The organism is Cytophagaceae bacterium ABcell3 (assembly GCA_030913385.1).
Classification (GTDB): Bacteria; Bacteroidota; Bacteroidia; order Cytophagales; family Cytophagaceae; genus ABcell3.
Window position 1 is genome coordinate 3,014,762 of record CP133159.1, and the last position, 20,232, is coordinate 3,034,993.

At 38.9% G+C, this 20,232-nt stretch carries 10 protein-coding genes; 6 read left to right on the top strand and 4 right to left on the bottom strand.

What is annotated here, in order from left to right; all coding sequences use genetic code 11:
* Positions 1 to 201: 201 nt before the first annotated feature.
* Positions 202 to 1,407: an ammonium transporter gene (gene amt, locus RCC89_12290; protein WMJ73936.1), complete on the top strand. Its 1,206-nt coding sequence runs from the start codon at positions 202 to 204 to the stop codon at positions 1,405 to 1,407.
* Between the two features lie 229 nt (positions 1,408 to 1,636).
* On the opposite strand, the gene RCC89_12295 is transcribed toward amt, so the two are convergent.
* Complete coding sequence (locus RCC89_12295) at positions 1,637 to 8,458, bottom strand: glycosyl hydrolase family 8 (protein WMJ73937.1); 6,822 nt, start codon at positions 8,456 to 8,458, stop codon at positions 1,637 to 1,639.
* A 547-nt stretch (positions 8,459 to 9,005) separates the two neighbouring features.
* Here RCC89_12295 and RCC89_12300 point away from each other — a divergent pair.
* Positions 9,006 to 10,223 (top strand): ISL3 family transposase, encoded by a 1,218-nt coding sequence (locus tag RCC89_12300; protein WMJ73938.1) that lies wholly within the window; start codon positions 9,006 to 9,008, stop codon positions 10,221 to 10,223.
* A 187-nt stretch (positions 10,224 to 10,410) separates the two neighbouring features.
* Here RCC89_12300 and RCC89_12305 read toward each other — a convergent pair whose 3' ends face one another.
* The gene (locus RCC89_12305) at positions 10,411 to 11,418 is read right to left on the bottom strand and encodes a DUF255 domain-containing protein (GenBank protein WMJ73939.1); all 1,008 of its coding nucleotides are present in this window, start codon (positions 11,416 to 11,418) and stop codon (positions 10,411 to 10,413) included.
* 165 nt (positions 11,419 to 11,583) lie between these two features.
* On the opposite strand from RCC89_12305, the gene RCC89_12310 reads away from it, so the two are divergent.
* Entirely contained in the window at positions 11,584 to 14,823 is a 3,240-nt protein-coding gene (locus RCC89_12310) for a CheR family methyltransferase (protein ID WMJ73940.1), read from the top strand.
* Between the two features lie 147 nt (positions 14,824 to 14,970).
* On the opposite strand, the gene RCC89_12315 is transcribed toward RCC89_12310, so the two are convergent.
* Both RCC89_12315 and RCC89_12320 read right to left on the bottom strand, forming a co-directional pair.
* A complete protein-coding gene (locus RCC89_12315; GenBank protein ID WMJ73941.1) occupies positions 14,971 to 15,324 on the bottom strand; it encodes an STAS/SEC14 domain-containing protein in 354 nt (117 codons plus the stop codon).
* Between the two features lie 91 nt (positions 15,325 to 15,415).
* Positions 15,416 to 16,255: an alpha/beta hydrolase gene (locus tag RCC89_12320; protein WMJ73942.1), complete on the bottom strand. Its 840-nt coding sequence runs from the start codon at positions 16,253 to 16,255 to the stop codon at positions 15,416 to 15,418.
* Between the two features lie 51 nt (positions 16,256 to 16,306).
* On the opposite strand from RCC89_12320, the gene rmuC reads away from it, so the two are divergent.
* The 3 genes from rmuC to RCC89_12335 all read left to right on the top strand — a co-directional run bounded on the left by rmuC (position 16,307) and on the right by RCC89_12335 (position 20,110).
* The gene (rmuC, locus tag RCC89_12325) at positions 16,307 to 17,881 is read left to right on the top strand and encodes a DNA recombination protein RmuC (protein WMJ73943.1); all 1,575 of its coding nucleotides are present in this window, start codon (positions 16,307 to 16,309) and stop codon (positions 17,879 to 17,881) included.
* A gap of 143 nt (positions 17,882 to 18,024) precedes the next feature.
* A complete protein-coding gene (locus RCC89_12330; protein ID WMJ73944.1) occupies positions 18,025 to 18,879 on the top strand; it encodes an HAEPLYID family protein in 855 nt (284 codons plus the stop codon).
* Positions 18,880 to 19,057: 178 nt separating this feature from the next.
* Positions 19,058 to 20,110, top strand: coding sequence for an acyloxyacyl hydrolase (locus RCC89_12335; GenBank protein ID WMJ73945.1), 1,053 nt, complete (start codon positions 19,058 to 19,060; stop codon positions 20,108 to 20,110).
* Positions 20,111 to 20,232: the final 122 nt, after the last annotated feature.

Consider the following 20,232-nt stretch of genomic DNA (forward strand, 5'->3'; position numbering starts at 1 on the left):
AAATTGTAAGGGTCAAACACTTGGTGTTAACCCTTCTTTTGCTCATGTGTTTGTTTTTTTTAATGCAGTTTAATTAAATCCGTCAAAAAATCTGGGGGCTTGCAAAAATTGAAGTGGTTAATGAAATGGCTTTTTTGATATAACCACCTGAACCAAACTATTTCCATTATTCTTAGTATTTACAGTGCATTGTAAAATAGTATGGAAAACTTTTATACCATTAATAATTTATGGATGCTTGTTTGCACCATGATGATTTTTGTTATGCATCTGGGGTTTGCTGCCCTGGAAGCAGGTTTTACGCAGTCAAAAAATACGATCAATATTTTATTTAAGAACTTGCTGGTTCCAGTAGTGGGTATAATGAGTTTTACCTATGTCGGTTATAATCTCATGTATCCGGGAGAAGAGTTTAGTGGCCAATGGTTTGGATATAGCGGATGGGGACATGAAGGCGTAAATGAAGAACATATATATGACAGGAAGTTTCCATTTTGGGCTTTGATTTCATTTAAAGCTATGTTTGCCGCCACTGCAGCCACCATTGTTTCAGGCTCTGTAGCAGAAAGGATACATTTTAGGAGTTTTATGATATTCTCTATTCTTTTTGTTACTTTTTGCTATCCTGTTGTGGGTATGTGGCTGTGGGGTGGGGGATATCTGAGTACCATGGAAACCCCTTTTTATGATTTTTCTGGTGCCAGCATTGTTCACTCCGTGGGAGGTTGGGGCGCCTTAGCTGGAACTATTATGTTAGGTCCGCGTATTTGTAAGTTTGAAAATGGGAAAAGTAATCAAATTGAAGGTCACAGTATGGCTTTGGCCACAACCGGTATTTTTTTGCTTTGGTTTGGATGGTTTGGGTTTAATGCCGGCTCTGTATTTTCCGCTGAACCATTAGATGTGTCTTTAGTAGTTCTTAATACTGCTATAGGTGGTTCTGCTGGAGCCGCTGGTTCTTGGTTGTTTACATGGATTTTTATTAAAACTCACTATTTACCTGCTTTTATATCTGGGATTCTAGGCGCTTTAGTAAGTACTACGGCTGGTGCTAACTTATTCCTTCCACATGAAGCTGGCATTACCGGTTTTGTTTCTGGTTTCTTGGTGGTTTTTACTATTCAGTTTTTCAATAAAGTTAAAATAGATGATCCTGTTTCTGCTATCCCTTCACATTTAGTTTGTGGCATATGGGGCACTTTGGCAGTTGGACTTATGGGAGATTTAGCAGGTTGGAACCAATTTCTAAGCCAGCTTTTCGCCATTCTGGTCATAGGGGCTTTTAGTTTTACTTTTTCTATGGTTTTCTTTTACTTACTTAAGGTTACCATAGGTTTGAGGGTTTCTGAAAAAGTTGAGATAGAAGGTTTGGATATTGAAGAACACGGAATGAAGGCATACCGGTGACCTTTTGATATAAAATAAGATAAGGGTTGCCCGTTTAGGTCTGCAAGAAGTAATAGGTCTTTTTACTTGTATGGCGTTTTTTCGAGTTGCCTTCCTTGAATAGTGGGATGTACCAATGTTAAAAAATAAGTCGGCCATTGACTAAAATTCTTAATTAAAAAAACAAGGAGCTTCCTAAGCCGGACTGCATATTCCGACCTAGGAAAACCCCTTGGTTATTAGCTTTCTTTTATTGTTTTACAAGCTTCTTAATTACAGAGATTCCTTCTTGTGACTTTACTTCCACAAAATAAACACCTGAAGCAAGTTTGGAAACATTAAAACCATACCCGCTTGTGATGTGGTTCACATCATGAAATACTATAATTCCCAAACTGTTCCGTACAACAACCTCATTGATATTGCTGATACTTCCTGTGCTAACAAATACTATCTCTTGTACAGGGTTAGGGTAAAAGTAAATCTCACTTGCTAACGCCTCAGGGCTGATACTTGTTACAGTAGATGCTCCTGTTAAGATAATTGTATAAGTACCTACATTTGGATCATCACTAACAATAGTCAATTCAGCAACATGTGAACCTGAAATTGTAGAGGTAGGGACGTATGCTACAGTAAAACTGGTTGACCCTCCTACAGGAATGATAGCATTAGGATACTCTACCACCTCAAAGTATTCAGCATTCCACCTTCCGATTTGCACCAGAGGGTTTCCTGTTAAAGTAAGAGGTGTTGTACCATTATTGGTTATGGTATACGTAACCTGTGCAGTTTGTCCATTGGCTACTACTCCAAAGTCAGAAAATTCACCATTAGCTACATCTAGGCTTATACTTCCGTTCGGAGGTGTTTGTCCTGGAGAAGTGCCATTGCCTGATAAAGTAATGCTGTACGAAGGCCTTTCTTGATCATTGCTCGCAACAACTAAGGTGGCTGTCCTTGTTCCTATAGCACTTGGGGTAAATGCAACGGTAAAGGTTGAGGAACCTCCGGCACTTATTGTTGAAGTAGGTTCTGTTAAGACTACAAAGTTTGCTGACATGGCGCCAGAAATTGTAACACCACTAATAGTTAAAGGGGCAGTACCAATGTTAGAAACCGTAAAGGTGATTGGTTCGCTTTGTGTTCCAACCTCTACATTTCCAAACGGCTGTGTGCTACCTGCCACTACATTGAGCCTTATTATTGGGGCTAACGTGGTAGACGCTGTGGCTGTACCTGTTAAGTTAATGGTATATGTTTCCAATTCTGAATCACTGCTCACAATGTTCAAGCTAGCAGTGCGTGTACCTTCTGCTGTTGGAGAGAACACCACTGAAATAGTGGTTGTGCTGCCGATAGCTAAAGGTGAAGCTGGTTCTGAAACAATAATGAAGTCACCTGCATTGGTTCCGTCAATGCTCACACTTGAAATGTTTAGTGGAGCTAAACCATTGTTGGTAATGGTATATGATATCACCTGACTTTCTGAACCTACGCTTACTTCTCCATAAGATGAAGTGCTTCCAGAAGGAACATCTAAGCTAATGCTGCCGGTAAGTGGAGCAGTTGCTGTCCCTGCCAGATTGATGGTGTACTCTGGCTGTTCCGGATCATTGCTTCCAATGGTCATGGTTGCCTCTTTTTCACCTTCTGAAGATGGTCTAAATACCACAGAAAATGTTGTAGAGCCTCCTACAGCTACACTTACAGCAGGGTTTTGGACCACAATGAAATCTGTAGCATCTGTTCCAGTAATGGATACAGAAATATTTCTTAAAACTGCCGAACCTGTATTGGAAATAGTATAAGTTACTAAGTCGCTATCAGATCCTGAAGGCACACTGCCGAAAGAGGAAAGTCCACCTGAAGCTATATTCAAACTGATAGAAGGAGTAGGTTCAATAGTTCCATTTCCTGTCAGATTAATTACATATTCAGTAGTTTCCGGGTCATTGCTCGCAATTGTTAGCACGGCGCTTCTGGTACCTTCAGCAGCCGGGGAGAAAACAACAGTAAAGGTAGTTGATTCTTCAGGGCTTAAAGATGTATTTGTCGCTGAAAGATTTACAGTAAACTCGTCTGCATGTAAGCCTGATACCGCAACTGCCGGTGTGCCTACAAGGTTTAGGGTACCAGTTCCTGTGTTGGTAATGGTATACACCACAGGTGTTCCGGTAGAACCTACAGTCACATTGCCTACATTAGAAACTTCTGTGTGTGCAATATTTGCACTGATAACTGCCACAGGAGCAACACCTATACCTGATAGGTTGATGATATAAGGATTGTTCTCATTGTCATTGTTTGAAATAGTAAGAACAGCTTCTCTTATACCAACACCAGAAGGAGTGAAAACAACTGAAAATGTTGTGTTCTGTCCACCTTCTACAGTAGATGCTGTAGTAGTCGTATTAACGATAAAGTCTGTAGCATGATCACCGGATATGAGTACAAGCGGATCTCCGTCCAGTGTTAATGGTGCTGTGCCACGATTAAACACAGTAAACAGTATAGGAGCAGAACTTGTCCCTTCTAATCTGTCAGCAAAAGCATAAGCCCCGTCTGATGAAATTGCAGTACTGCCTACTTGAACACTTATTTCTGGAAGCTCTTCCGTTACACCTGTTCCTGTAACCGTAAAGGTATAAGGTGATTCTTCTGTATTGTTTTCGATGGTAATTATAGCAACTCTTTCGCCAGCTTCTGTAGGGTTAAAGGAAACAGAAAATGTAGTAAACCCTCCGGCGGCAATTTCAGATTCTGTATCAGATTGGTTGATGGTGAAATCGTCCGCGTTTACTCCACCAATACTGATCACTGGCGTTCCTAAAAGGTGAAGTATTGCATTTCCATCGTTGGCAATGGCAAACACAACATCTGTTCCTTCATGGCCCACAAGTGCGTTGGCAAATGCATATGCGCCTTCTGATAAAATTGGGTTGTTCCCTTGCCTTACCATTATTTCAGGGTTGAGCGCTATGCCATTACCCGACAAAGTAATAATGAAAGGAGAATTTTCCAGATCATTACTTTCTATAGATATCTCCGCACTTCTCAAGCCAGGTGCTGAAGGTGCAAAAATTACACTAAATGCAGTACTTTCTCCCTCGGAAAGCGTGGCTGTCGTAGACTCTTGTGAAACAATGAAATCTTCAGCAGCATCACCTGTAACAGAGATTAAAGGTGTTCCTGTCAGGTGAAGTGTAGCAAGCCCACTATTTCCGATGGTAAATGTTACAGCCTCACTACTGGTCTCCATTTCTTGATCACCAAAATCATAAGTTTCAGACGGTGAAATAGATTCTGAACCAACAGCAAGGTTGATTTCTGGAGCTATTCCAATACCTTCTAGGTTTATATAGTAGGGGTTTTCATCACTGTCATTGTTCTCTATCTCTATAGAGGCTGTTTTAAGGCCACTAGAAATAGGGGTGAAGGTTATGGTAAATGAAGTCGCTCTTCCTAAAGTGACAGGTGAAGTAACCAATTCTTGATTGATCGTGAAATGGTCGGCATCATTACCTGTAATGCTGATCTTAGGATCTCCTGAAAGAATAAGGTCTTCGACACCATTGTTTACAATAGTCAGGGTAACCTCTTCACTGCTTTCTCCTGTAGCTATATTTTCGAAAGCTATGGTAGAGCCTGTAAGGATATTTTCTATCCCCCTTCTGACATTGATTTCAGGTTCAACAGAGTATATGAGGTTATCAATTCTATAGCTTCTTTGTGCTAGAGTAGCAGTATGGGTTCCATTAGGGTCAATAATTATATCAATGAAAGCCGCTTCCTGAGAATTGATTGCGTCTGTAAAGTCAAAGTTTAAGGTTTCCCATACATTAGTTCTGGTCATCCTTGCATAAGCCTGTGCGACTTCTGTTTCTCCGTCATCTTTCTTCAAGGACAAAATAACCTCGGTTTCAGGATTAGGGGAAAGAACTTGTAAGCTCAAAACGGTTCTTCCAAGGCTAAGGTCAAAATAGTCGCCGCATGCCGCATAACGGATAACATCTGCAGTTGCAGCAGCAGGCCTTACATAGCTAGCGCATCCAGCACTGCTGTTTCCTGTTAGAACAGTGTTTGTAGCAAATTCATTGTATGAGCCTGTTGGACTAAATGCCAAGGTAACGTACCGGTTACTATCAAAGTCATTAAGGATCCTGGTAGCTTGAATTTGGGTTACGCAAGGTAAACCTTCTTCGTACCTGATGTCATCGATGTAATAAGTCCTAGATGCTGTAGTGCCAGTGTTATTGCCATCTGGGTCAATGAAAATATCAATAGCCCTGACACTGGTATTTCCTTGAATGGCGCTGAAGTCAAAGTACAATCTTTCCCATGCGCCAGCTTTTGTAGTCATGGCTGTAAAAGCTGCTACTTCTAGCGGCTCCTCTGCAGTAGCACTGTTTTTTAAAGACATGGTTACAGGTACCCCTGCACGGGTAGAATATATCAACATACTGATATATGCCTTTTCCTCCAAGTCTAAATAAGCACCGCAAGTAGCATATCTAATGATTTGGAATTCACCTACAGGTCTTACATAATGGGCCACAGTGGCACTTGGGTTTTTGTCATCGACAAAAGGGTTGGCAAAAACTTCATTAAAAGTGCCTGGAGGCGCCCATGGAAGGGACATGTTACGGTGGTTGTCGTAATCTTGTAATACACCTGAAGCAGGAATGTCTGCCAAACACGGTGCGACATCAAGTTTTATTTCATCTACATAATAAGTTTGGGTACCTTGTGAGGCTAGTGGATCAATAAAAACCTCTATAAACCTAACACCGGCAACCCCTAGAGCGGCACTATGGTCAAAGTACAACCTTTCCCATTGGTTAGTTTTTGTGGTATTTACAGTGACACTAGAAGTAGCAGGGTAAGTATCTGTATCGGCTACATCGGCGGCTGTTTTTAGGTTCATAAGAACAGGAGTTCCTGCTACTGGAGAGTAAACCAACATGCTTATAATATGCTTTTCACTTGACAAGCTGATGCTGTTGGTTCCACAAAGCCTATATCTAACACCATTGTAGTCTCCTGTTGCAGGCCTGACAAAAGAAGCTACTCTATAACTTTGGTTTTTGTCATCTACATAAGGGTTGGCTACTGTTGTCCATGCAGGGTTAGCATAATCGAGTGTCGAGTTTGCCGTGTTTGCATCAAAGTCCTGAAAAACTTCATTTGCTGTAATGGCTTGTCCGCATGCTACAAAGCTAGCTGATAAATTAACCCTAAAAGCAGGATTGCTGGCATCATCAGAAGTAATAGTAAATGAGCCAGTAGTATTGGCAGCGGTGGTAGAGGTAGCTGTTACCCAAAAATATTCAGACTCTCCAATTCCAACAGTCGTTGGGATAGGGACTTGTACAGCAAAACCTGTAGACCCTACAATATCAGCAATATTTAGCGGGGCATCGCCTGTATTTCTGATTTCGAATCTGTGAGAGTTAGGGGAAGCTGTAGCTCCAGTACCCATTGCAAAAGTGCTATTGCGGGCTATAGAATTACCAGCGGCAAACACAGCAATTCGAGGTGCGGTAGCGGTTAAAGTTCCCGTGCCAGTAACAGTAAAGGTGTAAGGGTTTTCGTGATCATCAGGGTCATTGTTTGCTATGGTAACCAATGCAGTTCTTGTTCCTGTTGTGCTGTTAGGGCTAAATGTAATAGTAAAAGTAGCTGACTGGTTTCTTCCAAGAGAAGCAGGGACTGCACTTTGGTTGATCGTAAAGTTAGCTGCATCCTCACCAGATATGGCTACTCTAGGTGTGCCATTCAGTAGTAAAGTTTCTGCGCCCTTGTTTTCTATCGTAAAAGTTATTTCCTTATTGCCTGATTGGATAACGTTTTGAAAATCATATTCTGTCTGGCTTGGGATATCGGTTGTTCCAACGCGGACATTGATATCTTGGAATGAAGTGGTTCCCATCTTCCAAAAGTTACCCGTCATCATGAACAAAGACATTACCCTTAAAGTATTGCCAAAATATCCAGAAGGCTGGAAGTTGTTGATAGGGTCTTTTGTAAAACGTACCTCATTGTACATACTGTTCATGAACGCCTGGTTGCTAGCATCTGTACCCATTGCTGCAAGGGCATAAGTAGAAACAAACGTAGCATTATGAGCACCGGCTCCAGAACCATCAAGGTTTCTCGGCCCTCTTAGGTTTCCAGCGCCTTGGCTCTTACAGTAGTTGGTCATTTTTTCAAGCAGGTTCTTTGCCCTAGGCTCGTTGTTCCAGATGACATCTTGCGCCATACGGAATGGGAAACGGCATGCATCATAACCATAACCCATGTATCCTCCATTACAGGTGTTCATTACACCCTCTTCATTGCACCAGTCACTTACTAAGCCTGTTATAGGGTGTGCGTTTCTGTTAAGCATCGTGTATGCTCCATCAATTGAATTGTTCCAGTTGGCAGCCAATGCTGGCATATGGCTAGCATATTCACGATAATAAGCTGGAGATTGATAACTTGGGTTACGGCACGAGCTCCATCCCCAGGCATCACCATTTTTTGCCTGAAACCGCTGGTGGTCCATTTCAGTACGCCAAATAGCATCAATAAGCTGAGAGGCCTCATGTCCATAATTAAAAGGTTGAGTAGCATTAGGCCATTGATTTTGTGCTAGAAGCAGGGCCATGGCAGCGTCGAACTCTGCATCTGTTGCGCCGTTAAATCCACGCACAGTATTACAACCTTCTATAAGCCAGTTCATGACACCGTTACCATTCGAGTTGTCTTTATAGTAATGCCATAAACCATCAAATAATGGCTTGTCTGCCGCATAAACGGCCAAAAGCATACCATAAGCTATACCTTCAGATACTACCCTGTTAGGATCGTCAAACTTTACTCTGAACCTTCCATTAGGGCAGGCGGCAACATAATGTTGCTTCCATTCATTGTATGCCTCAGCCGCATGCTGAGATCTTCCAAAGGGGCCTCCACTAGGTAAATTGTTTGGCATAATACCAAACGCATAACCTTGATTGGCTCCAAAAGGCACTACCGCCCCAGCCGGGGTGTTTATTTGTGCCTTGACTACTCCATTATATAACATAATGAAGCAGAAAACGCTTAAAAAATTAAGCAGGAAACGTTTTTTCATTCGGGTTTTGTTAGATTAATAATACAACCAGATTATTCAATTTTTTCAACCTTGAATAAATCGGTTAAATCTAAGTATTTTACAATATATTGCAATTTTTTAGCTTAAAAATATTATTATATCAAAAGTGTAATATTTTGACTTTTTGAAAAGAAATGTTTGAAAAATTATATTTTTTTTGATGATGTCCTATGGAATTTTGCAAATTTTAAATAATATTCTCATGTTTTGTGCAAAATTGCATTTTTTATATATTGCACATTTCTTATAAGTGACTGGATTTTTGCAAGTGAAAAGTGGAGTGTTTTAATAATTAAGTAATATGACTTTTCCCAGTGAATGGTGGCGAAAAGTATAAAAATTGATGATTGGGATGAGGATAAAAAAAAGCTCCTTATATATTAGAGCTTCTGTTTGTTATTTTTGTAAAAAGGATATTAATAAGTGGGTCTATATGATTTACTGTGGAAAGGTGATATAATGTAGTTATTTTTACAAAATGAACAGTATCGAAATATTTCAATTGGCTTTGCAGTTAACAAAGCCTTGGTCGGTAACCGATGTTAGGTTTCAGGAAGCATCCAATGGTAAACAAGAACTTCATATAACCATTAGCTTTGAGCGTGGTTTCGTATTTGAACCAGAAAGTAAAGTTCATGATACTCAATATAGGACTTGGCGTCACCTCAATTTTTTTGAACATGAATGTTATCTTCATTGCAAAGTCCCTCGAATCAAAACAACGGATGGAAAGGTAAAAACCGTGGAAGTGCCGTGGGCTAGAAAAGGAAGTGGTTTTACTTTGTTGTTTGAGGCTTTTAGCATGGCTTTGATTGAGCGAGAGATGCCCGTGAACAAAGCAGCTGATTTAGTGAATGAGTACCCACAGCGCATATGGAATATATTTAACTACTGGATACAAATTGCCTATCGGGCAGATGATCAAAGCTCGGTGACCCAATTGGGTATTGATGAGACTTCTGTAAGAAAAGGACATGATTATGTGACCGTAGCAGCAGATTTGGCTACTCGCCGTGTGATTCATGTTACTCCAGGCAAGGATCGGCACACTATCGGAAGAATTAAAGACCATTTAAAAGCAAAGGGTGTTGAACATCTGTCAATTACCGACGCATGCATTGATATGTCTACAGGTTTTATCGCAGGCATGCTCGAACATTTTCCTAACACCTCGGTAACATTTGATAAATTTCATGTAGTCAAACTGCTTAATGAAGCTATGGACGATGTACGTAAGCGAGAAGTCCGAGAACACTCAATACTTAAAGGACACAAATACACGCTATTAAAGTCCACACACAAACTTAGCGCTAAACAGAAGCAGGACCGGCAGGTACTTATTGAACTGTTACCAACTATTGGGAAGGCTTATCGGTTAAAGACCTTATTTCAGAGCTTTTGGGAGTTTAAAACAAAAGAAGAGGGCTCTGCTTTCTTGGCTTACTGGTGTGACCTTGTTGAAGAGGAAGGCTTGTATGCCTTCAAGAAGTTTGTAAACACAATAAAGTCCCACTGGCAAGGAATTACCAATTATGTCGAGTCCCAGATTGCCAATGGTGTCATGGAAGGGATTAACAGCAAAATACAACTAGCTAAAAGAAGAGCTCGTGGATATCGGAATATTACAAATTTTATCAACATGATTTACTTTATTTCCTCTAAATTGAAATTCAATTACCCACAGTATTCCACATAGGGCCTAATAAGTGGTGTTTATGTGAAAAACGTGTAAGTATTTTTTGATATTTTGATCTTTTTATTAGGTCAGGCTCGTTGGGTTTTCTTTTAGAGGTTATCTTCGAGACGCTGTCATAACATTTCGACTACCCTAATAGCCATTGGTCCTCCTGTCTATGTCGAACCCTTATGCGGGCTAATCACGGTTAATGTATGGAACCTTGAAAGTTCTTTTGAAAATCTGCAAAGGAGTTTTTTAAGTACACATCTTCTTTAAAGAAATATAATACTTGTTCCATAAATTTTGGGGTAAGGTACTGGGGGATAGGGGTAATGAGTTCATTTTGCTCATTGAATAAAAGAATAGACGGAAAAGATATCTTGTTGTTCATTCCGACAGAAACAAGTTGGTGGTATTTGCCTTTTTTTTCCAGTGTATGCCCTAGTATATTAACAGTTTCTTTAGATTCTGCATCAAACCTCACAGGGTAAAAGTTTTTGTTTAGGTAGTCTGCAATTACTGGATGTGTGTAGGAGGTGCTGTCCATTACCTGACTGCTTATGCTTTCTTTGTTCTGGAGGTGTATGAATATTTTTTTTGGATGTTTACTGTTTAACTCAAAAGCCTCTTGTATACTGTACCATTTGACTTCTTTTTGCAAAAGTGGTTTTTTGTCTTCGGAAAATGTAGAATCAAAATAAGCCATAAAGTCATTAATGTTTGCCTTGCCTAATAAGTTTTCTTGATAGTATACCAAGATAGGGGAGATGGTGTTAGCATCAAGGTAGCCTGGGACAAGGGTTGAGTTTTTCATATCGCCTGTCATGAAAACAGTGGAAGGGTAGGATCGTTTTTCAGGCAAAAAATGGTAGGTAAGCTCATGGGTGCCTCTTGGGCCTTTTTCCTTATTGGTATAGGTCTTTCCCTGCCAAGTAATGGTATCTTTGGTTTCGGCATTAAAAGCTACGGCATAAAAGTTTTTATTGATATACTCAGCCACTTGCGGATCGGAAAAAGTAGTGTTCATCATTTTTTTGCACCAGCCGCACCAATCGGTATAAACATCAACCATAATTGGTTTAGGTTTAGCTTTGGCTTTCTTTTCGGCTTCCTCTATCGTAATCCAGTTAACCAACCCTTGGTTTTTCTGTGCGTGAGACGGAAAAAGTGTAACGATCAAAGAAAAGGTAAAAAGTAATTTTAGTAATTTCATTATTTATCTTTTAGCTAGATAGGTAAACTCCCTGCAATTTAGTAAATTTAAAGTTTTAGAGGATAACGGACAAATGGCCAAAATATTAGTTGAGCATTGTCTACTAAAATATTTTGGAGGTTTATTTTTTGTCATGTTTAGTAGTTATATAGTTGAGATAATAATATGAGTAAAAAAGACGAGCTAGCGCGCTCTGTTGCTGAATCGGAAAGATATATCATTGGTGTTGGGTTTTCGGCTGGGGGGATAGACCCATTAAAAATTTTTTTCGAAAATACCGGTCATAATAATAACTCTTATGTAGTTATTCAGCATCTTCCTCATGGATATAGAAGCCAAATGAAAGAGATGCTTCCAAAGTTTAGCAATCTTAAAATTATTGAAATAGAAAATGGTATAGAGGTACAACCAGGTTGTGTGTATTTGATGCCAGAAAGAAGAAATATTACCATAGAAAAGGGAAAGCTCTATATGGCTGAGTCTAATGATGAGCATCCTAATACGGCTATAGATACTTTTTTCAAGTCTATGGCGAATGATCAAAAGAGTAAAAGTATAGCAGTAATCTTGTCTGGTTCGGGAACAGATGGAACCGAAGGTGCTGAATGCGTAAAAAACCAGGGAGGGCTTGTGGTTGTTCAAGATCCTGAAACTGCCCTGCACAAGGGGATGCCTTCCCGTGTTGTTGACTCTGGAAATGCACACCTGATCTTATCCCCAGAAAAAATGCCTGGTGCTATTTTTAATTACATATCCCAGTTTAGTCAAATCTTAAAATATATCGATGACCTAAACGAAGGTGACGAAGGTACCTTACTAGAGATATTAGATTTGGTTAAAAAAGTCACCCCGCTGGACTTCAAAAATTATAAGAGGCCGACTATTGTTCGAAGGGTGTTGAGAAGAATGGTAGAGATGAATATCTCTTCTTTAAGTGAATTTAAGGAAACTTTAAAAAGAGACCCTTCAGAAGTAGAAATTTTGTCTAGCCGTTTTTTGATTAATGTAACGCACTTTTTTAGAGATCCTGAAGCATTTGAGGTTATCAAAACCAAGGTTGTTCCTGAGATTGTTAAATTAAGAAAGGAAGCGGGAAGCATAAAAATTTGGGTAGTCGGCTGTGCAACTGGCGAAGAAGCTTATTCCCTTGCTATTGTCATCAAAGAGTTTTTTGACGAACATCATATAAATCTTGATGTGAAAATATTTGCGACCGACGTAGATAAGGAAGCGGTCTCTTTTGCTTCCAAAGGAAAGTATGCAAAGAGTATCAGCAATAATGTGTCATCTGATAGACTGAACGTTTTTTTTGATGATTTTGGGGAGTATTATTGTGTGAAAGATGATATTAGAAAGATGGTTATTTTTGCTAACCATGATATTACTACACAGCCTCCTTATGCAAAAATAGACCTACTGTCATGTAGAAACCTGTTGATTTACCTCAACCCTGTTTTGCAGAAAAAAGTAATTTCTACCCTTCACTATAGCCTTAATTTGGGCGGGTACTTATTTTTAGGGCCTAGCGAAAGTGTCGGACAGCTAGGGCAAAGTTTTAAGGAGATTGACAAAAAATGGAAAGTTTACAAAAACCTTGACAACAAGCGCTCAGGGTTCTTCTCATACCCTTCTTCAAGCTTAGACATCCGCAACGACTTCTCACTTTCTACTCCTATGAGTAAACCAGTTCAAGTTATCCAAGAGAATAATATTAATGAATTGGTCTTGCTTCCGGTCCTTGAAGAAACACTATATAGTGCAGCTATTTACATAGATGAATATTTTACAATTATCAAGCCATGTGGAAATATTGAAGAGTTTCTCCTGCCCAAAAGGTTTAATTTTAATTTGATGGAACTGCTCCCCGAAGAGCTTTCTATTGCGGTAGGTACAACTGTAAGAAAAGCTCTTAATACAAAAGAAGCAGTTAAAGTTAAAGGTATAAACTATAGAAACCTAGGTAAAATAAACTCTGTAAACATACTCGTAAAGCCTGTATTCCCAGAAAATAAGGTAAGCAATGCTATAGTTTTTTTAGGAGAGAATGAGACTCAAGAAATCAAAGAGCATGAAATTTTCGAACCTGACAGATTTACCAAACATTATCTTAACGATTTGGAAGAGCAGTTGAGAGTTACCAAAAAAGATCTTCAAGCTGCATATTCTACCATCCAAAGTTATAATGAGCATACGCATGCTTATAATGAGGAACTTGTTTCTAGTAATGAAGAGTTGCAAAGCACTAACGAGGAACTACAGTCTATCAATGAAGAACTTCAGACGGTAAATAACGAGTATCAGTCTAAAATTAAAGAGCTTGCGGAGCTAAATGACGATCTTGACAACTATTTTAACAATAGTGTCAATGGACAGGTTTTTGTAGATAAAAACTTAATAATAAGAAAGTTCACCCCCTCTGCTTCTAAAGAAATAAATCTTGGAGATAACAATCTTGGACGGTCTTTGAGCAATATCTCATCTAACCTCAAGTTTGAAGGAATGATAGACTATGTTGCCAAAGTCATTTCTGAATCTACTGTCTGCGAAAAGGAGGTTAAGCTTGAGGGGGGCAAATGGTTTCAGATGATAATTAAGCCATACATCAGGCAAAAGGACAACAGAACCGATGGCGCTGTTATTACTTTTAATGATATAACCCTGCAGAAACAAGCCCAAAAAAGGATTGCCGAAAATGCAGTGGTATTAAGGCAGAAAAACGAGGAGTTGACCAAGATAAACCAAGACTTGGATGGCTTCATTTATACTGCTTCTCATGATTTACGGGCTCCCGTCTCTAATATTGAGGGTCTTCTATATGCTATTGAAGGTATTCAAGATTTTGAGAGTGAAGAGTTAAATCGTTTATATGCTATGATCAATGAATCTGTAGTAAAATTGAAAGGAACGATTGTAGAGCTTACCGAAATCAGTAAAATCCAAAAATCAATTAATAATGATGTTAGGGAGGTAGTCTTCTCTGAACTACTAGATGAAGTAAAAACAAGCCTCAGGGAAATGGTAGTTAAAAATAATGCCAAAATTATCTCAAATTTTGACAGTTGCCCGAGGGTTCAGTTTTCTGGCAAAAATATGAGGAGTATCATCTATAATTTATTGAGCAATGCTATTAAATATAGGTCTCCTAAAAGAACACCTGAAGTGATAATAACCTCATCAAAAACCGAAGAGTATTGTATGATTTCTGTTCAGGATAATGGTCTCGGTATTAGCAAAAACAAACAAGACAAAATGTTCTCAATGTTTAGGAGGTTTCATGATCATGTAGAAGGGACAGGCATTGGTTTGTATATGGTAAAACGAATTGTGGAAAATGGTGGAGGGAGAATTGAGGTTGAAAGTGAACCTGGTAAAGGTGCTATTTTTCGTGTTTTTCTTAAAGTTTGAGATTAAACCTTCTGGATAATAAATTGTGCACTTTGTATGGGAAATTAGAAAAGGGTGTCCTTAAAACACCCTGATTTTTAAATTCATTGGAAGGTTTTACCCTGTTCGTTCGTTCATCAATAGAAATTTCTATTGCATAGTTAGGGTTTAATTGTTCAACCAGTTAAAAGCTTCTTGTTTTTTCTCCATAGAAAAATATTTTGCTTCTGGTTTAATAAGCTTTCCTCCGAAATCTGTAAGAAATTTTTCCCATTGTTGGTCTCCAACCACTGCAATTTTATCAAACTTTAAATATTCGGGCGTATTTTTTAGATCTTCCCAAATGGCAGTTGGCTCTATGCTACTAAATCCTTCTAGCTCCATATACATTTTCGGGTGAGGTGTCTTTTCAAGGGTTTCTTGTAGGGAAGGATTAATGGTATTGAAATCTTCTTCCTCTAACTGTCCCTTTATTTTAAAAGCCATAATCCCTTCGTCTTTAACCTTTATTTGTTCTATCATACCTTTCTGTTTTTTAAAGTGTTACTTTTTACTTTAATATTAATTAAATAAAGACACTCGCTTTTTAAGGAAACCCTAACTATATCTTTATTTACTTTATAAATTCCAGGATTTTATTGTTTACCTCTTCTGGTTTTTCATGGTGTAACCAATGGGTACCTTCTGTTCTGTATAAGTGGGCATCTTTGCACATCTTCAAGGATGCTTGTATAGTGTTTTCCCTAAAGAATTTGTCCTGGTTTCCCCATATTACAAGTACCGGAACCCGGATGGTAATGTTTTCATCTGGTTCTTTACTGTATTTTGCTGCGCGGTACCAGTTAATCATATATTTCAGACTGTTTTTGTGGCTCCAAGCTTCTTTGTACTTTGCACGGTCTAGGCTTTTAAATGTTGAACTACTCGAACTAATATCCATAGATTTAAGTAGAACCTTGTAGTTTGTCCACTTTAGTATTTTTTCTGGAATCCATGGGAGCTGTGCTATTAATATATAGCTACTGGTCAGTCGTTGTTTTAAGTTCTTTTTAATCGTTTCCTTAAAGACTTTGGGGTGGGGCATATTGATTATTATCAACTTGAAAATTAACTGAGGGTATGCCTCCGCCAATTTCCAGGCAACAGTTCCACCCCAATCATGTCCTACTAAATATACCTGCTTTTGTTCGGCGGTTTCTATTAGTTCTACAATGTCCCGAACCAGTTCTTTGATCTGGTAATTTTTAACATGGACAGGTTTGTCACTTAAATTATAGCCCCTTTGATCAGGAACAATTACTCTATATCCTCTTTGTGTAAAGTAAGGTATCTGTGCTTTCCAAGAATACCAAAACTCAGGAAACCCATGAAGAAATATAATTGCTTTACCATCCTCTGGACCATCTTCCACCACATGCAATTTTATCCGATTTACTTTATAGTAATTCTCCATAATTGATAAAGCTGCTTTGCTGGGCTTTGGTTTTAATATTTATACAGAAAAATGACAACGCAATTACAATGCGTAGCAATTGACTATCTTGCAGTAACAATCAACAGTTTTATTATGATGACCATACTTTTAGTACTACTTCTAATATTGGCTTTGGTAAACCTTTTTCTACTTTATAAAACTCAGTTTAGTACTTCCGGTGGGGAGCACTCAAAAGGCATTGAACAATATTTGGAAAGGATTGAAAGGAACCTTAAAGATGACTTTCGCATCCAAAGGGAGGAAAGCAGTCATATAGCTAAGGCCAATCGTGACGAACTTACTGAAGCTTTGAAAGAAAGCCGGAGGGAGACTTGGGATGCTTTGAAAAGTATACATGCTCAAAATCAACAAACATTGGAAAAACTAAACCTTACGCTGGAAAACAAAATAACTGCTTTGCTGGATAAGGCTGATGTTAATGAAAGAGCAAACCGGGAACTGTTGGAGCGCTGCCTCAAAGAGTTTGGCAATAATAATATCGTACAACTGGATAAAGTGAAGGGTGAAGTGTCTCAAAACTTGCGGGAGCTAACGGAACAAAACAAAAAAGACAACAGCCAGTTTCGCGATACACTGATCATGTCTATTAAAGACTTTCAGCAAAGTTTTAATAAAAGTGTCCAAGCATTTAATGAAGTGCAAAAAGAGAAGTTTGCCCAGCTTGCCATTCAGCAGGAGAAGCTGGTAGAAGGTACAGAAAAAAAGCTTGAAGAAATGCGGGTAACCGTAGACGAAAAACTACAAAAAACGCTGCATGAAAGGCTAGGGCAGTCTTTTTCTTTGGTAAGCAAGCAACTTGAAAATGTTCAAAAGGGTTTAGGGGAAATGCAAAGCCTGGCCCAAGATGTAGGCGGATTGAAAAAAGTGCTCAGCAATGTGAAAACCCGTGGTACTTTGGGTGAAATCCAACTAGGAAATATTCTAGAACAGATTATGTCACCAGGGCAGTTTGACTGTAACGTAAAAACCAAGAAAGGCTCTGGTGATATGGTAGAGTTTGCTATTAAACTCCCAGGTCGTGACGAAGGGCAGGGGAGTGTTTACTTACCTTTAGACTCCAAATTTCCTACCGAAGCTTATCATAAACTCCAAACTGCTTATGAAACAGCGGATGCCGCTTTAATAGATGCCGCTGGAAAGGTATTGGAAGCCTCTATTAAAAAGTGTGCCAAAGACATTTCAGAAAAGTATATTGACCCTCCATATACTACAGATTTTGCTATTATGTTTTTACCTGTCGAAGGCCTATATGCTGAAGTGGTGCGAAGGACAAACTTACTGGAACAGTTGCAAAGAAATTATAAAATTATCATTACAGGGCCAACCACCTTAGCTGCTTTGCTTAACAGCCTTCAGTTAGGCTTCCGAACATTGGCCATTCAAAAGCGTAGCAGTGAGGTTTGGGAAATTCTTGGAGGTGTCAAAACAGAGTTTGCCAAATTTGCAGGTATGCTTGAAAAAGCCAAAAAGAACATAGATACTGCGTCTGGTCAAATTGAAGATGTACTTGGTGTTCGTACACGCGCTATTCAAAAGCGTTTGAACAATGTGCAACAACTGCCTGATAATACCAAAGGCTTGTAAAGGTCTTTGGTTTAGTTGTTTCAATCATATAGGTTGCTGTTCCCTTATATTTTTAGTAAGGTCTTTTGCTTGACCTTTTCTATTGGAAAAGTGTTTTTAGCAAATTTACTTAACAAAACTTGTAGGATTGAGGTATAGTGTCTATGAAATTTTTATTTTTTATTTTTCTTTTACTTCCTGTGATCGCTTTTAGTCAATCCCCATTTTTGGACACAGAAGAAAGAAATGTTGTTGATAGCCTAATTATTGCGGATGAAGAGGAGGGAGAGCCTGCTAAGGTTTTCCATGCAGAGCCTGTTTTTATAGACCTGATTTCTGAGCTTGGGGCACGTAAAGGAGAGCGTGCCTTAGAATTAGGTTCCGAAATACAAGACCATCAATCATATTATAGATATTCCACATTCCTTGAGTATGAGTTTGTGCCTATAGACCGTCTCGGATTTGAAGTTGAAATTCCATTGACACTTTATTCAGAATCAAACAACTTACAAGATGATGACCGGGAAGGGAGCCGTGTTAACGCATTGGAAACTTCTATGCAATATACTTTTTTGGTTTCCGAAAAACACCAAACTTCCATGGCAGTAGGTTATATAAACAGGCTCAAGCTTCCTGAATTTAGGGACTATGGCAGTGCGTCCCTAATCCGTGGAAATTGGTATAATCCTTTTTTCGTTGCAGCAAAACGGTTTGGTAGAAACTACCATACGCTTATATATGCCGGGCCTATTATTGAACACAATTTTGGAGAACAAGACCTAGGTGTTGTTTGGCAGATAAATTCCAATTTTCACTATATGATTCCTGGAACTGGTAATTTTCTGGGTATTGAGATTAACAAAGAATTAGAAAACAATGATTTTGCTATAATCGCTCGACCACAGGTTTTAATTAATCTTAGTAGGGACTTTTCTTTGGGTTTTTTAGTAGGGTTGCCTATTAAACATGAAACACAGCGAATGAGTGCTTTTGTGCGTCTTATTAGAGACATTGATTAATTCCTATGTGCAGCAGCCACAAGAAATGTTTTGTGGCTACACACCCACACTTGCGACTTTTTCAGCAGGCCCTCTTTGTTATTTTCTCCATGGCATCCGTAATAATTGCATACTACGGGTAAACAAAGCTTACAGTCGGCCACTTATTTTATTAGGGTGGATCAGATTTTTAAAGCTTGTGGGAAAAATTTTATTCGTGTTATTGGGTTGGTTATTTTTATCGCATCATGCCTTTGCCCAATCAATTAAGAGGTTTGAAGTAGAGGGGCAGTATGGAATGATTATTCCTCATTCACCAGCTGTAAGAGATATTTCAAAACCCAATCCTTGGGGGATTAATTTAAGCTATAGCTCACTGGGTTTGTCTAAAGAACACTGGAGGGCATGTAATTGCTTTTACTATACCGGAGTGAGCCTTGCATACCACAATTTTATGGATCCTGAAGTTTTAGGGACAGCCTCTTCTGCTGCTTTATTTTTTGAACCGATTTTATATAGCAATGAAAGAATTGAACTTACCCTCCGGAGTGGTATGGGGTTAAGTTATGTCTCTGAATATTTTGATGAAGAAACAAACCCTGAAAATGTCTTTTTTAGCATTCCTTTAAATTTTATGCTGTTCATAAACCCTAGGGTCAACTATCTTGTAAATGATTATTTGCAATTAAACCTTTCGTTTACATTCAACCATATTTCAAATGGCGGGCAAAGTCTCCCAAACTATGGCATGAACTTTCCAATGGTAGGGTTGGGGGCTTCTTATTTGGTAGATCATCAGCCTAAACCATCGTATACAGCTCCAAGTGTGTCTCACAAAATGCAGTATTACGCAGAGGTGTTCGGCACTTTTAATTTGAGAGTGGCCGGAGCAAACTTGAAGCCCTCGTATGGAATATCTGGGGGCGCTTATTATAATATAGGTGCCAATAATGCACTTGGAGGTGGTGTTGAGGCTAATTTTGACCGTTCTTTAGGTGTAGATGAAGAAGAAGAGGTAGAAGGTTTTATAACAGCACCTTATATTTCTCATCATTTTCTAATCGGAAGGTTTGATTTTAGTCAACGGATCGCTTATTACCTTTTTAAACCAGAAGGTTATGTACCTTTTAACTTTTTTCAGCGTTACACCCTCACCATGCAAGTAACCCCTAGGTTTAAAGCTGGGGTTTCATTGAAAACCCACCGTGCAATCGCTGACAATGTTGATCTCCGGGTAGGTTTCCTTTTTTAGGAAAATGCAGGAAATGACAATCTAACGCTGCATTTTATACTCCTCGTTCCATGGGTGAACAATTTCTAAATCTGTTGTGTTATTTATATAGAAAGGCAAGTGAAGTTGGAACGAAGGAATAA

Bases quoted from the DNA above. Each gene is read 5' to 3' on its own strand.
- amt (WMJ73936.1), top strand. From the start codon at position 202: ATGGAAAACTTTTATACCATTAATAATTTATGGATGCTTGTTTGCACC.
- RCC89_12295 (WMJ73937.1), bottom strand. From the start codon at position 8,458: ATGTTATATAATGGAGTAGTCAAGGCACAAATAAACACCCCGGCTGGG.
- RCC89_12300 (WMJ73938.1), top strand. From the start codon at position 9,006: ATGAACAGTATCGAAATATTTCAATTGGCTTTGCAGTTAACAAAGCCT.
- RCC89_12305 (WMJ73939.1), bottom strand. From the start codon at position 11,418: ATGAAATTACTAAAATTACTTTTTACCTTTTCTTTGATCGTTACACTT.
- RCC89_12310 (WMJ73940.1), top strand. From the start codon at position 11,584: ATGAGTAAAAAAGACGAGCTAGCGCGCTCTGTTGCTGAATCGGAAAGA.
- RCC89_12315 (WMJ73941.1), bottom strand. From the start codon at position 15,324: ATGATAGAACAAATAAAGGTTAAAGACGAAGGGATTATGGCTTTTAAA.
- RCC89_12320 (WMJ73942.1), bottom strand. From the start codon at position 16,255: ATGGAGAATTACTATAAAGTAAATCGGATAAAATTGCATGTGGTGGAA.
- rmuC (WMJ73943.1), top strand. From the start codon at position 16,307: ATGACAACGCAATTACAATGCGTAGCAATTGACTATCTTGCAGTAACA.
- RCC89_12330 (WMJ73944.1), top strand. From the start codon at position 18,025: ATGAAATTTTTATTTTTTATTTTTCTTTTACTTCCTGTGATCGCTTTT.